This is a genomic window from Ruegeria sp. C6, assembly GCF_056537625.1.
In genome coordinates this window covers 106,717-118,729 of sequence record NZ_JBQFRW010000006.1, presented here as the reverse complement: position 1 = coordinate 118,729, position 12,013 = coordinate 106,717, and the positions used below count along the sequence as shown (strand labels likewise).

Sequence of the window (12,013 nt, the reverse complement as noted above, 5' to 3'; positions counted from 1 at the left end):
CCTGGCTTAGCTGTCCCGGGCAATAACGAAGCGGGCAGCCTGCTTCAAGGTTTCTGCAGCGGAGCCATGTTCGTCCAGCGCAGCACAAGCCTGTTCCACAAGCTCAATTGCACGGGATCTGGCGGCGTCCAAACCCAGTAGCGAGACAAAGGTCGCCTTGCCCGCCTCAGCGTCTTTCTGCAGCCGCTTTCCGGCCTTTTCGGCATCTCCTTCGACATCCAAAATGTCATCCGCGATCTGAAAGGCAAGCCCAAGCGCCTGGGCATATTGGCGCAAGGGGGTGGGATCGGCCTGCGCCAATCGCGCACCCGCACAGGCGGACCATTCGATCAACGCACCGGTCTTGCCCGCTTGCAGATGTGTAATCTCATCCAGTGTCAGCGGCTCCGCCGCCGTCTCAGCGGCGATATCCAGCGCCTGACCCAGAACCATACCCTGTGCGCCGCTCGCTTTCGCCAGTGTTAGAGCCAAATCAGCGCGTATTTCAGCGTTTCCAACCTCTGGCCGAGCGCAAAGCTCAAACGCAAGTGTCTGCAGCGCATCCCCGGCCAGAACGGCGGTGCCCTCATCCCATTTCACGTGCACCGTCGGGCGTCCACGCCTCAGGTCGTCATCATCCATGCAAGGCAGGTCGTCATGCACCAGAGAGTATGCATGCAGCGCTTCGATACTCGTCGCTGGCCAGATTGCCCGAGCTGCACCGACGCCAAGCAGCCGCGCGCTTTCCAATACCAGAAACCCTCGCAGACGCTTGCCGCCCTCGGTGGCATAGGCCATGGCCTGTGTCACATCCAGATCATCCAGCGCGCTCAGAACCAGATCGAAATGGCTCTGAATCAGCGCGGCATCCTGTGCCAGCTTTTCACGAAACATTTACTGACCTTCGACAGGCGTCGTTCCGGTTGGCTGGCCATCTGCGTCCAGAGTGATCGCGGCCACTTTTTCCTCAGCACGCTTCAACTCATCCTCGCAGCGCTTCTTCAATGCGGCGCCACGTTCGTACAGCGCAATCGATTGATCCAGCGCCACATCACCACGTTCCAACTGGCCAACCACGGCCTCAAGCTCTTTCATCGCTTGTTCGAACGTCATCTGTTCAACTGGGGTATCGGTCATCGTGCTGCCTTTATCAGTTCTTCCACATGGGCGCGTGTCGCCTCGGCCAATGCGTTCAGATCATAACCGCCTTCCAGAGTCGAGACGATACGGCCATCACACACTTCATCGGCAATCTTGCACAGCTCCGCCGTGATCCAGGCGAAATCGCCAGTGGACCAATTGAGATTGGCCAACGGATCATCCTGATGCGCATCAAACCCAGCGGAGATAATGATCAGTTCCGGCCTGAACGCCCGCAGACGCGGAAAGGCTTGCGCTTCATAGGCTCCCCGCATCTCGGCCCCACCCGTGCCCGGAGCCAGTGGTATGTTCAAAACGGTTTCATAAGCACCGGTCTCATCCGGGCGGCCCGAGCCGGGCCATAAGGGCATCTGCTGGCTGGTGATCACCAAAGCGCGTTTCTCATCCCAAAGCAGGTCTTGCGTGCCATTGCCATGATGCACGTCGAAATCCACCACTGCCACGCGGTTCAACCCGTGATGATCCAACGCGTGCTTTGCAGCCAGCGCGGCATTCCCAAACAGGCAGAACCCCATGGCCGTCTCGGTCTCGGCATGATGCCCCGGAGGCCGAATAGCGCAAAACGCGTTCGGCGCTTCGCCGCCCAGAACTATATCAACGGCCCGCACGGCGGCACCTGCCGCACGATAGGCTGCATCAACAGATCCCGGAGACATGAACGTATCCCCATCAATCTGCTTGAACCCATCCGGGGGCCGATGGTCGAGAATATCGCTGATATGGTTCTGCGGATGCACCCTTAGCAGATCATCATCCGCCGCCAACGGCGCCGTCACACGCTGAAGATCCAGCCCCTCAAGCGCATGCAGGATATGCTCCAACCGCGCAACCCGTTCCGGATGTCCCTCAGGTGTCACATGGTGCAAACAATCTGCATGGGTCAATAGGGCGGTTTTCATCAGGATCCCATCTTCATCTGGCTAAAAATACCTTCGCCGAAGGCTTAAGATCGCCGCGCAGCGGCAAGATCAATCCGGTGCCAACATATACCCTGCACCCCGTACGGTCTGCAGATACCGGGGTTGCTTCGGATCTTGCTCAAGCTTCCGACGCAAGCGGGTGATCTGTACGTCCACAGCACGCTCCTGTGCCTGACCTTTGTCACGCCCCAGATCTTCGACCAGCTTGGCACGGCTGATCGGTTCGCCGGGTTGAGCCGAGAATATTTTCATCAACTGGCTTTCGGTCGCGGTTAGGCGCACCGGGTCTTCGCCCTGCCACATCTCACCGCGTTCGATATCATAGCGAATGGGCCCAAGATGTAGAATCTTCGCCGCCGTGTCCTGTGCAGGCGTCTCTGGCATCCGACGCAGAATGGCGTTGATCCTCAGCAGCAACTCTTTCGGCTCGAATGGCTTGGCCAGATAGTCATCCGCACCCGCCTCAAGCCCGGCAATCCGATGCTCGGTCTCGCCCTTGGCCGTCAACAGCAGGATCGGGGTGGAATGGGTGTCGCGCAGGGATCGGGTCAGGCTAACGCCGTCCTCGCCGGGCATCATCACATCCAGCACAATCAGATCGAAATCCAGCCCCGACAAAACCCGCCGTGCGTGCGCTGCATCCCGCGCCGCGGTTACAAGAAAACCGCTGCGCATCAGGAATTTCTTGAGCAAATCACGAATACGCTCGTCATCGTCGACGATCAGAAGATGGGCGTCCATTTCGCTCATGAAGTCGTATCCCGCAGTTTCGTATATGCACGACGCATATCAGCATCCATCATCGCTTCAAGCACTTTGCGAAACCCGGCCACCGCTTCGGGGCCCGCATCTTTGTAGGCCGCACGCATCCGGGCGCGCTGGGCGTCAGATAGTTTGGCCTCGAGTGCCTTTCCCTTATCCGTCAGAAATAGGTGGCGTTCGCGTTTGTCCACTGTCCCGACCCGGCTTTCGACCAACCCATCTTCAATCAGGCTGCGCAAGACACGGTTCAGCGATTGCTTCGTGACACCCAATATGGCCAGCAAATTGTTCACCGTCGTTCCTGGCGCACGGTTGATGAAGTGGATGGCCCGATGATGAGCACGGCCATAGGCCAATTCAGTCAGGATACGGTCCGGATCAGCGGTAAAGCCGCGATAGGCAAAAAACATAGCCTCGATACCCTGCCTCAGTTGTTCATCTGTCAGAAACAACAGGCTTTCTCCGCCAAAGACCGGGGCGGGACGGATGTCGGTCATGTTGGGCCTCATTCGCAATATAACCTGACTTTATGTCAGCCTTATTGACATTCCAAGAGCGCACAGGTATCGAATCGCAGTTTTTGCGCAACATTGTGTCCGATACGGACCTAAACGGCGCAACATTCGGAAATATCGACCGGTTCAGGAGGTTTCGCATGGCTGGATATGACGATCGCGACGGTGTCATCTGGATGGATGGCGAATTGGTGCCCTGGCGTGAGGCCAATGTGCACATCCTGTCCCACGCGATGCATTATGCGTCTTCGGTGTTCGAGGGTGAGCGCGCTTACAACGGCAAGATCTTCAAAAGCCGCGAACATTCCGAACGCCTAATCGCGTCGGCAGAGGCGCTGGATATGCCGATGCCATACTCGGTCGATGAGATCGAGGCCGCCAAGGAAGAAGCGCTCAAAGCCAGTGGTCTTCAAGATGCGTATGTACGTGCGCTGGTCTGGCGCGGTTCGGGCGAGGATATGGGTGTGGCGTCCGCCAAGAATCCGGTTCGGATGGCCATCGCTGTTTGGCCTTGGGGTGCCTATTACGGTGACGCTAAGATGCAAGGCGCCAAGTTGGACATTGCCGAGTGGAAACGACCCAGTCCGGAAACCATTCCAGTCCATGCCAAGGCAGCAGGTCTTTACATGATCTGCACCATTTCCAAACACAAAGCTGAGGCCAAAGGCTGCTCGGACGCTTTGTTCATGGATTATAATGGCAACGTCGCCGAGGCGACGGGGGCAAATGTCTTCTTCGTTAAGGATGGCGAAGTGCACACCCCGCTGGCCGATTGCTTCCTCAACGGCATCACTCGTCAGACGGTGATCCAGATGCTGAAAGACAAGGGCATCACTGTTCATGAACGTCGGATCCGTCCCGAGGAGATGGCCGATTTCGAGCAATGCTGGCTGACTGGCACTGCAGCCGAGGTTACACCTGTCGGGCAGATCGGCGATTATACCTTCGAGGTCGGCGATCTGACCCGCGAAATCGCCGAAGATTACGAGAAATTGGTCCGCGCGTAAGTTAACACCGTATTGAACCCCCGCTCAGGCGGGGGTTTTGATTGCAGATCATGCAAATATGCATGCAGATCGTTCGAAGGTATGGACGCCGCCGGGCCAAGCCGTATCGTTGGCTCATGTTAGATCTTCTCAGCGATATCCTTACACGCCTGTCTCTGCGTGGCACATTTTATTTCCGCACATCCTTTACTCCGCCGTTTGGGATACAGGTGCCGGGCTTCGAGAACGTGGCCCGGTTTCACTTTGTGCAACGCGGTGAATTGAAGGTGCACCTGCCAACAACCGGCGAGACCTTGCGGTTGCGGCAGGGTGATCTGATTCTTATTCCCCACGGTGCGCCGCATGCGCTGCTGTGTAATGAAGTCAAACCCTATGATGCCTTGCCCCTTGAGCGGGTGTTAGAGCTGTCAGGCTACAAAGGCGATGGTGTCCTGGTTTATGGCGGTGAGGAAGACGAGCGCGATACGCAACTGATTTGCGGACATTTCTCATTCACCGGGCCAGCCGGGCGAAACGGAACCGGTCATATGCTGATCGACCGGTTGCCACCTTTTATACTGATCGAGAATTACGGTGAAGAGGCGGGTGCCTGGATCGAGGCGACATTGCGCATGATCGGGTCTGAAGTGTCCGGTGCTCGTATCGGCGGTGACCTGATCGCGCTGAAACTGTCCGAAGTGCTGTTTGCGCAAGCGATCCGGGCATACCTTGAACATCAAAGTCCTCATGATGCCGCGCTTGCCGGATTTGCCGATCCGCGCATCTCGCGGGCGCTGACTGCATTTCACCAGTCTCCGGCGCAGGAGTGGAGCGTTGCGATGCTCGCGCGAGAAGCAGCAATGTCACGCACTGCATTTGCGCAGCTTTTCTCACAAAAGATGGGGACTACCCCGATGCAGTACCTGACGGACTGGCGGATGCAGATCGCGTGCCATGGGTTGACCGAAAATCGCTGGAACGTTGCGGATGCCGCAGCAGAAGTGGGATACGCGTCCGAGGCTGCGTTTTCACGCGTGTTCAAGAAGCAGGTCGGACTGTCGCCCGCCGCGTACCGTGCGATGCACTAATCGTACTGATCAATTGAACGATCTGCAATAAATGCAAAACGAACTGAGATGTTGCGTTCAATCGCGCGCCCCTAATCTTTGATCATCACTGATTGAAGAAAGGAAGTTCACATGTCCCTGCGTTTTGTCACCCGCTCTGTCCATGCCTATCTTGACTACCCGGTTGCGATTGCGCTGATGGTTTTGCCTTTTGTACTGGGGTTGGGCCAGTCCAACCCGCTGGCACTCTGGCTGTCCGTTGTGACCGGCATTGCCGCATTCGTACTGACCGTTCTGACAGACCATCACCTTGGGATTTGGCGGGTTCTGCCATACAAGTTTCACTTGGCTGTTGATCTGCTTGTCGGCGTCACGTTCCTTTTGGCACCCAGCCTGTTTGGGTTTTCTGGGCTTGATGCGTTGTTCTACTGGGTGAACGGGGCCGCAGTCGTTGTGGTGATCTCGCTCAGCGCGCCCGAACAGAGCGCTATTGCTTGAAGTGAGTCAGAACCGTAGCGATCAGCTGGGCCATGCGGGCATCCGGATGGCCCTTTTTTGTTTTAGACACTAATAAGGCCAAATTTGCCCAATAGGTCACCCCTTTTGCATCAGATTTTCAGGCTTGAATTTTCCGACAAAAACCATCAGATATAACGCAACGCCAGATGACACCATCAAGCAACTGGTTCCGGGGCGATCTGTGGGCTCAGCAAAAGCAGATGTGAAAGCCCGCCATCGCCCCGGGAACGACCAAAGGAGCCCGCGATTGCGTGATCGATTTGAAGAACTGATGGCCGATCCCTGCTGTGCATCGTGTGATTGCGACGCGCTAACCTCAGAAGTCGCGGCCTATCTCGATCACAAGACCTGCAACGCCGAGCGCTGCCGGGCGCTCGAAGAACGCTCAGCCGCAACGATGTACGCAGTCAGGCGCGATTCGATGCGCGCGCTGAATGAGGGTGGTGCGCGGGCCTAGAAATCCACACCACGTTGGGCTTTGATGCCGGCTTGGAACGGGTGTTTTTCTTCGGTCATCTCGGTTACCAGATCCGCATAGTCCCTGAGGGCTTGCGGGGCATCCCGGCCAGTCAGGAACACACTGGTTTTGTCTGATCGGGTCTGAAGCCCTTCAATAACAGTGTCTACTGAAAGGTATTCGTAGCGCAGGGCGATATTGATCTCGTCGAGGACAACCAGATCGTAGTCGCCGCTTTTCATCAGATCACAGGCCTTGTTGAAGGCCGAAGTCGCTGCCGCGATGTCGCGCTCGCGGTCCTGCGTATCCCAGGTAAACCCTTCGCCCATCGTGTGCCAGGTGACCAGATCGCGTCCCTCAAAGAACCTGCGCTCACCGGTTTTCCACTTGCCCTTGATGAACTGAACCACAGCCACTTTCTGGCCCCAGCCCAATGCCCGGATCACCACGCCAAATGCAGCCGAGGATTTTCCCTTGCCCTTACCTGTATTGATCAGCACCAGTCCCCGGCCGGGATCGACCGCTTCCGAGACTTTCTTGCGGTGCTTGGCTTGCACCTCTTGCATCTTTTCTTTGTGGTTCTGTGCGTCGCTCATCGGTAAACCTCATAGGTATATCGCGACCCAACCTAGGGAAAGATTGCGAAAGGTAAAGTCAGGCTTTGGGATCCGTTGCTGATCGCGCTTTGGTCCGATCAAGGCCAAGTTGTCGTTCACGCAGGATCACCACGACGTTGCCTGCAATCACCAACGCCGCGCCGCCCAGCATCACCAGGGTTGGCAACTCATCGAACCAGAAATAACCAATGACAATGGCGAACAGCATTGTGGTGTAGTCATAAGGTGCCAGCATTGACGCTTGTCCAAACTTGTAGGACGAGGTCACCAGAATCTGCGCCACTCCGCCGATCAGGCCGATTGTCACCAGCAATGCGGCTTGCTCCCATGTCGGGATAACCCAGCCCCAAAACACTGTGAGACCCGAAAGCAAGGTCGCTGTGAGAGAGAAATAGAACACGATTGCGGCGGGATGATCCACCTGTACCAGTTGGCGAATATGTATCTGCACAAAGGCACGGGCAACGGTTGCAGCCAGCACGCATAGCGCACCTATTGTTGCGGCGGTTTCGGCAGTACCTGAACCCAGCCGGGGCCAGATCATGATCAGAACGCCGACAAGGCCAAGCGCGACGGCCCCGATACGAATCATTCGTATCCGCTCGCCCAACATGATTGCAGCCAGAATCAGCGTGAAGATCGGGGTTGCATATCCGATGGCGGTTACCTCGGGCAGCGGCAACAGGCTAAGACCAGTAAAGGTCAGCCCCATCGCCGAGGTTCCCAGAACCCCGCGCCAGAAATGGCCCATCGGCTTCTTGACGACAAAGCCGTGCACCAGCTCTCCTCGCCAGACAAGCCAGGCGATGATAACCGGAATCGCGAAAAGCGAGCGGAAAAACACCATTTCTCCCGGCGGGAAATCATCTGACAAAGCCTTGACCAATGCAGACATCGTCGTGAACAGCACGAGCGCACTAAGCTTGAGCGCCACGGCCAATGCCGGACGATGCGATGTTAAGGATTTCGCCATGGTCGCGAACCTGCGCCTTTGAGGCGGAAAGATCAACTGGCCAAAGTTGCCGGATCAGAGATTGGACCAGTCTAGTGGAAGCTGAGCTCCAATTTCCTCTGACAGGTCCTTTAGAAACCTCATCATCCGCGCGGCTCGGTCCTGCGCGATGGCCCTGCCTTTTTCCGTCAGCATATCATTGGGTAAGCGCAGCAATTTTATTTGCCAGTGATCGATTGAAAAAATCAGGTCATTCGGCAAACGGTTTTCGGCAAACGGATCTGACGGGTCATAAAGGGTGCGTCCCAGGGCGCCCGATACTGAAAAGTTGCGGGCGATACCGATAGCACCCAACGCATCCAGACGATCGGCATCCCGTAATATTCGCGCTTCGGGTGTTTCGGGCTGGATGTTAGCCGAAAAGCTATGGGCGGCAATCGCGTGCTGCACGGCTCCAATTTCAGTGGTGGAATAGCCGAATTCTTGAAGAATAGGCTCTGATTCAGCGGCGGATCGCATCGAGGCCAGATGCCGATCCGGATCATCTTTTGACAGGTTGATCAGATCATGCAGATAACACGCCGCCAGCAAGACACGCGGGTTGGTTTCATCATCCGCAATCGCCTGCGCATTAACCCAAACCCGATCCAGGTGCGCCAGATCATGCGCCGGATCCGTCTGCATCCGTTGCCTGACGACAGCGCGCAGCGAAGCGCGCAGATCAGCCAATCCGTCCACGGTTCTCGCCGATTTGACCACGGTGCAGGAGCAGGTGATCAAGTATCACGCAAGCCATCATTGCCTCACCTACCGGAACGGCGCGGATGCCGACGCAGGGGTCGTGGCGGCCTTTGGTAATGATCTCGGTCTCTTCGCCGGATTTGGTGATGGTCTTGCGGGTGGTCAGAATGGACGAGGTCGGCTTGACCGCAAAGCGCACCACAACATCCTGGCCGGTCGAAATGCCGCCCAGAATACCGCCTGCGTGGTTCGAGCTGTATTGAGGGCCGTCCTGTCCCATGAATATCTCGTCAGCATTGGCCTCGCCGGTCAGTTCGGCGGCGCCCATGCCTTCACCGATTTCGACCCCTTTAACGGCGTTTATCGACATCATGGCTGCAGCCAGATCAGTGTCTAACTTGGCATAAACCGGCGCGCCGAGCCCCGCCGGAACGCCGCGCGCGACCACTTCGACCACTGCGCCGACCGAGTTGCCGGATTTGCGCAGGTCGTCCAGATAGGCCGCCCAATCCTCGGCAGCCTTGGCATCGGGGGTCCAGAACGGATTCTGTTCGATCTGAGACCAGTCGATATTGTCACGACTGATTTTGTGCGGACCGATCTGCGTCATGTAACCAGTGATCTGAACATTCGGAGCGATCTGTTGGATAGCCTCACGCGCGAGTCCTCCGGCCGCCACACGTGATGCCGTTTCCCTCGCCGAACTGCGCCCGCCGCCGCGATAGTCACGGATCCCGTACTTCTGCCAGTATGTGATGTCGGCGTGTCCCGGACGAAACTTGTCCATGATGTCGCCGTAGTCTTTCGAGCGCTGATCGGTGTTCTCGATCATCAACTGCACCGGTGTGCCTGTGGTCTGGCCTTCGAAAACACCAGACAGGATTTTGACCTGATCGGGTTCGCGCCGCTGTGTGGTGAATTTGTTCTGACCTGGTTTGCGCTTGTCCAGCCAATGCTGGATCATGCCTTCATCGATCGTGACGCCCGGAGGGCAGCCATCTATGGTCGCACCCAAAGCGGGCCCGTGGCTTTCACCCCAGGTGGTAACGCGGAAGAGGTGGCCAAAACTGTTCATCGACATGGGGCATGCTCCTTTGAGCGATGTGATTAGCGGGGAGTGCCTTGGTCCTCAAGCGGATTTGCATTTGCAGAGAAGCAAGCGCCGCCCTGTGGGCGGCGCGATTGGAATAAATCAGGCGGCTTGAGCCACCGCGGCGCGGGTTGCGTTGATCTTAAGCGCTGCAAGTGCCGCCTCGCGCCCTTTCTCGATGAAATGCGCGCGATAGATGGCGTTGTGGTGATCCGTTTCCTGATACTGATGCGGTGTCAGCGAGACCGACAGGACCGGAACACCTGAATCGAGCCCGGCCCGCATCAAGCCATCGACAACCGCTTGTGCGACGAAGTCATGCCGGTAGATGCCGCCATCTACTACAAAGGCAGCGCAGGCTACGGCGGCGTAGCGCCCCGTTTGCGCCAGGTCACGGGCCAGCAGGGGCATCTCGAAAGCGCCCGGAACGTCGAATACATCAACCTGATCGGCTGGAATTAGTTCGAGAAACCCATCCAGCGCGCGATCCACGATATCTGAATGCCAGTTGGCTTTGACAAAAGCATAGCGGGTGTGTGTCATCATGATCTCCTTTCGTAACAGACACGTCACCCAAGGCGATCACGAGCAGGCACACCGCATTACCGGCGTGCTGCACGTTCTCTTTCATCCGGACTGTAACCGTCGGCTCTGGCTTCTCACCAGATCTGCTGACACCCCGGAGACCGGGGCCGCTCGCGGGCTTACGGGTCATGCCCGCATACCGCCGGTGGGGAATTTCGCCCCGCCCTGAGAACGAGTGGGACCTTGCCAAGGAGATATCGCTTCTGCAAGAGAAATTGGCAGGAGGACGAATATGCATCCCAATCCCACCTTTCGCGCCGAGACGCGCGAGCGTCACATCGAGTTTGCGCGTGACCGCGCCTTTGGTGTTCTGGCGGTGTCGACATCGGATGCACCGTTGTTAGGCCACGTTCCCTTTCTTCTGAACGAGGATGCTTCATTGGCTGACCTGCATCTGGTCCGGTCAAATCCGATTGTTAGGGCGCTGAAAAAGCCGCAACCTGCGAAGATCGCTGTGTTAGGGCCGGATGGGTATATCTCGCCTGACTGGTACGAAGTCGATGATCAGGTGCCGACCTGGAACTATGTAGCGGTGCATCTGACTGGAGTGCTTGAGATGCGGCCAACGGACGACCTGCGAAATCTGCTCGACCGGCAGGCGGCAGACTTTGAAAATCGCCTGCTGCCAAAGCCGCCATGGTTGGCGTCTAAGATGACACCAGACGCGCTGGATAGAATGATGCGCATGATCGTTCCCTGCCGACTCATGATCTCGGATATCGACGGCACTTGGAAGCTGAATCAGAACAAACCCGATGAGGCGCGACATCGCGCGGCTGATCACGTGCACTCAGCAGGACTTGGCAGCGAGGTGGCGCGCTTGGCCTCGTTGATGCGCAAGGCCTGAGGCACGCGTTCTCGCCTTCCATTCATTGAGCGCTGAATGTGGCGAGATAAGCAGCGATGTCATCTGCGCCTTTTTTCAGCTTGACGCTCATGTTCGGGCGGGCGGTGTCATCATCCAGATATTCCTTGATGAACCCAATCGGATCCCGAGAATAGGCGGCGATGTTTTCTTCAGTCCACACAAGCCCTTCTTGCCCGGCGCGGATCATGTCGTCGGTGAACATCCCGATGGGCAAACGTTTACTTCCATAAAGATAATCGTTCTCAGTTCCGGCGGTGCGGCCAACTACGCCAAAGAGATTCGGCCCGGTGATGCCGCCTTTGACCAGAACCTCGCCATTTTTGATGATCGCATGGCACGAAGAGCATCTGTTATAGAGCTGTTCGCCTTTCGCCGGATCGCCGGCTGCGATCGCCTGTACTGAAGTCAGAAACGAAACAAAAACTACGGTTGCTGCTATCTTGAGCATTGAACATCTCCGGCTGGGAATATTGCGCCTGTGGCCTTTCACGCATTCCCGTTTAGAGTGCAATCGAATTCTGGTAGATAATCACGTGTTTGAAATATCTATTTTATATTAATAATTTAAGAGGAATCGTATCGCGCTAAAATAGAAGGAATACAGTGTTCCTAAGGTAGAGATGCACGTGAAATCGGCGGCGTTCGCATAGGGTGAGGAGATTTCAATTTGGGGATCTACCAGCGCGGGTCGATGCCGAATCACGTCCCGCCTGCCTGGCGCCAATTCGCCGCTCTGAGGGTTAAAATCTGCATTTGAGATTGAAATTTTGCCCTTTCACCGTGACATGAATGCT

At 56.7% G+C, this 12,013-nt stretch carries 16 protein-coding genes and 1 riboswitch; of the genes, 5 read left to right on the top strand and 11 right to left on the bottom strand.

Features of this window, described 5'->3' with window-relative positions; all coding sequences use genetic code 11:
* Positions 1 to 6: 6 nt before the first annotated feature.
* The 5 genes from ACR0MJ_RS17570 to ACR0MJ_RS17550 all read right to left on the bottom strand — a co-directional run bounded on the left by ACR0MJ_RS17570 (position 7) and on the right by ACR0MJ_RS17550 (position 3,319).
* Positions 7 to 873 (bottom strand): polyprenyl synthetase family protein, encoded by an 867-nt coding sequence (locus tag ACR0MJ_RS17570; RefSeq protein ID WP_480761959.1) that lies wholly within the window; start codon positions 871 to 873, stop codon positions 7 to 9.
* Positions 874 to 1,116, bottom strand: a complete 243-nt coding sequence (locus tag ACR0MJ_RS17565) for an exodeoxyribonuclease VII small subunit (RefSeq protein WP_010443127.1) — start codon at positions 1,114 to 1,116, stop codon at positions 874 to 876.
* Positions 1,113 to 2,039, bottom strand: a complete 927-nt coding sequence (locus ACR0MJ_RS17560) for a histone deacetylase family protein (RefSeq protein ID WP_480761957.1) — start codon at positions 2,037 to 2,039, stop codon at positions 1,113 to 1,115. The genes ACR0MJ_RS17565 and ACR0MJ_RS17560 overlap by 4 nt, the downstream gene beginning before the upstream one ends.
* A gap of 69 nt (positions 2,040 to 2,108) precedes the next feature.
* Positions 2,109 to 2,810: a response regulator gene (locus ACR0MJ_RS17555; protein ID WP_170513633.1), complete on the bottom strand. Its 702-nt coding sequence runs from the start codon at positions 2,808 to 2,810 to the stop codon at positions 2,109 to 2,111.
* Positions 2,807 to 3,319, bottom strand: a complete 513-nt coding sequence (locus ACR0MJ_RS17550; RefSeq protein WP_170398209.1) for a MarR family winged helix-turn-helix transcriptional regulator — start codon at positions 3,317 to 3,319, stop codon at positions 2,807 to 2,809. The genes ACR0MJ_RS17555 and ACR0MJ_RS17550 overlap by 4 nt, the downstream gene beginning before the upstream one ends.
* A 158-nt stretch (positions 3,320 to 3,477) precedes the next feature.
* Here ACR0MJ_RS17550 and ACR0MJ_RS17545 point away from each other — a divergent pair, with 158 nt between their 5' ends.
* The 4 genes from ACR0MJ_RS17545 (at position 3,478) to ACR0MJ_RS17530 (ending at position 6,366) form a co-directional block, all read left to right on the top strand.
* A complete protein-coding gene (locus tag ACR0MJ_RS17545) occupies positions 3,478 to 4,344 on the top strand; it encodes a branched-chain amino acid aminotransferase (RefSeq protein ID WP_170398212.1) in 867 nt (288 codons plus the stop codon).
* A 116-nt stretch (positions 4,345 to 4,460) separates the two neighbouring features.
* Positions 4,461 to 5,411, top strand: a complete 951-nt coding sequence (locus ACR0MJ_RS17540; protein WP_170408132.1) for an AraC family transcriptional regulator — start codon at positions 4,461 to 4,463, stop codon at positions 5,409 to 5,411.
* Between the two features lie 111 nt (positions 5,412 to 5,522).
* A complete protein-coding gene (locus ACR0MJ_RS17535) occupies positions 5,523 to 5,888 on the top strand; it encodes an SPW repeat domain-containing protein (RefSeq protein ID WP_170408134.1) in 366 nt (121 codons plus the stop codon).
* Between the two features lie 268 nt (positions 5,889 to 6,156).
* A complete protein-coding gene (locus ACR0MJ_RS17530) occupies positions 6,157 to 6,366 on the top strand; it encodes a hypothetical protein (protein WP_170398221.1) in 210 nt (69 codons plus the stop codon).
* Here ACR0MJ_RS17530 and cobO read toward each other — a convergent pair.
* The 5 genes from cobO to ACR0MJ_RS17505 form a co-directional block, all read right to left on the bottom strand.
* Positions 6,363 to 6,962 (bottom strand): cob(I)yrinic acid a,c-diamide adenosyltransferase, encoded by a 600-nt coding sequence (gene cobO / locus ACR0MJ_RS17525; RefSeq protein WP_170625409.1) that lies wholly within the window; start codon positions 6,960 to 6,962, stop codon positions 6,363 to 6,365. The genes ACR0MJ_RS17530 and cobO overlap by 4 nt on opposite strands.
* Before the next feature lie 58 nt (positions 6,963 to 7,020).
* Entirely contained in the window at positions 7,021 to 7,956 is a 936-nt protein-coding gene (locus ACR0MJ_RS17520; RefSeq protein WP_170398226.1) for a DMT family transporter, read from the bottom strand.
* A 54-nt stretch (positions 7,957 to 8,010) separates the two neighbouring features.
* Positions 8,011 to 8,673, bottom strand: a complete 663-nt coding sequence (locus ACR0MJ_RS17515) for an HD domain-containing protein (RefSeq protein ID WP_170737071.1) — start codon at positions 8,671 to 8,673, stop codon at positions 8,011 to 8,013.
* Entirely contained in the window at positions 8,657 to 9,757 is a 1,101-nt protein-coding gene (gene aroC / locus ACR0MJ_RS17510) for a chorismate synthase (protein WP_170737069.1), read from the bottom strand. The genes ACR0MJ_RS17515 and aroC overlap by 17 nt, the downstream gene beginning before the upstream one ends.
* Positions 9,758 to 9,868: 111 nt before the next feature.
* Positions 9,869 to 10,309, bottom strand: a complete 441-nt coding sequence (locus tag ACR0MJ_RS17505; RefSeq protein WP_170613155.1) for a 6,7-dimethyl-8-ribityllumazine synthase — start codon at positions 10,307 to 10,309, stop codon at positions 9,869 to 9,871.
* 72 nt (positions 10,310 to 10,381) lie between these two features.
* Positions 10,382 to 10,528, bottom strand: a riboswitch (FMN riboswitch).
* A gap of 55 nt (positions 10,529 to 10,583) precedes the next feature.
* Here ACR0MJ_RS17505 and ACR0MJ_RS17500 point away from each other — a divergent pair.
* Positions 10,584 to 11,198: an FMN-binding negative transcriptional regulator gene (locus ACR0MJ_RS17500; protein ID WP_170737067.1), complete on the top strand. Its 615-nt coding sequence runs from the start codon at positions 10,584 to 10,586 to the stop codon at positions 11,196 to 11,198.
* Between the two features lie 22 nt (positions 11,199 to 11,220).
* On the opposite strand, the gene ACR0MJ_RS17495 is transcribed toward ACR0MJ_RS17500, so the two are convergent.
* On the bottom strand, positions 11,221 to 11,667 hold the full coding sequence (locus ACR0MJ_RS17495; protein ID WP_170408146.1) for a cytochrome c family protein: 447 nt from the start codon (positions 11,665 to 11,667) through the stop codon (positions 11,221 to 11,223).
* Positions 11,668 to 12,013 lie beyond the last annotated feature (346 nt).

Excerpts from the sequence above, each read along its gene's own strand:
- ACR0MJ_RS17570 (WP_480761959.1), bottom strand. The coding sequence starts at position 873 with ATGTTTCGTGAAAAGCTGGCACAGGATGCCGCGCTGATTCAGAGCCAT.
- ACR0MJ_RS17565 (WP_010443127.1), bottom strand. The coding sequence starts at position 1,116 with ATGACCGATACCCCAGTTGAACAGATGACGTTCGAACAAGCGATGAAA.
- ACR0MJ_RS17560 (WP_480761957.1), bottom strand. The coding sequence starts at position 2,039 with ATGAAAACCGCCCTATTGACCCATGCAGATTGTTTGCACCATGTGACA.
- ACR0MJ_RS17555 (WP_170513633.1), bottom strand. The coding sequence starts at position 2,810 with ATGAGCGAAATGGACGCCCATCTTCTGATCGTCGACGATGACGAGCGT.
- ACR0MJ_RS17550 (WP_170398209.1), bottom strand. The coding sequence starts at position 3,319 with ATGACCGACATCCGTCCCGCCCCGGTCTTTGGCGGAGAAAGCCTGTTG.
- ACR0MJ_RS17545 (WP_170398212.1), top strand. The coding sequence starts at position 3,478 with ATGGCTGGATATGACGATCGCGACGGTGTCATCTGGATGGATGGCGAA.
- ACR0MJ_RS17540 (WP_170408132.1), top strand. The coding sequence starts at position 4,461 with ATGTTAGATCTTCTCAGCGATATCCTTACACGCCTGTCTCTGCGTGGC.
- ACR0MJ_RS17535 (WP_170408134.1), top strand. The coding sequence starts at position 5,523 with ATGTCCCTGCGTTTTGTCACCCGCTCTGTCCATGCCTATCTTGACTAC.
- cobO (WP_170625409.1), bottom strand. The coding sequence starts at position 6,962 with ATGAGCGACGCACAGAACCACAAAGAAAAGATGCAAGAGGTGCAAGCC.
- ACR0MJ_RS17520 (WP_170398226.1), bottom strand. The coding sequence starts at position 7,956 with ATGGCGAAATCCTTAACATCGCATCGTCCGGCATTGGCCGTGGCGCTC.
- aroC (WP_170737069.1), bottom strand. The coding sequence starts at position 9,757 with ATGTCGATGAACAGTTTTGGCCACCTCTTCCGCGTTACCACCTGGGGT.
- ACR0MJ_RS17505 (WP_170613155.1), bottom strand. The coding sequence starts at position 10,309 with ATGACACACACCCGCTATGCTTTTGTCAAAGCCAACTGGCATTCAGAT.
- ACR0MJ_RS17500 (WP_170737067.1), top strand. The coding sequence starts at position 10,584 with ATGCATCCCAATCCCACCTTTCGCGCCGAGACGCGCGAGCGTCACATC.
- ACR0MJ_RS17495 (WP_170408146.1), bottom strand. The coding sequence starts at position 11,667 with ATGCTCAAGATAGCAGCAACCGTAGTTTTTGTTTCGTTTCTGACTTCA.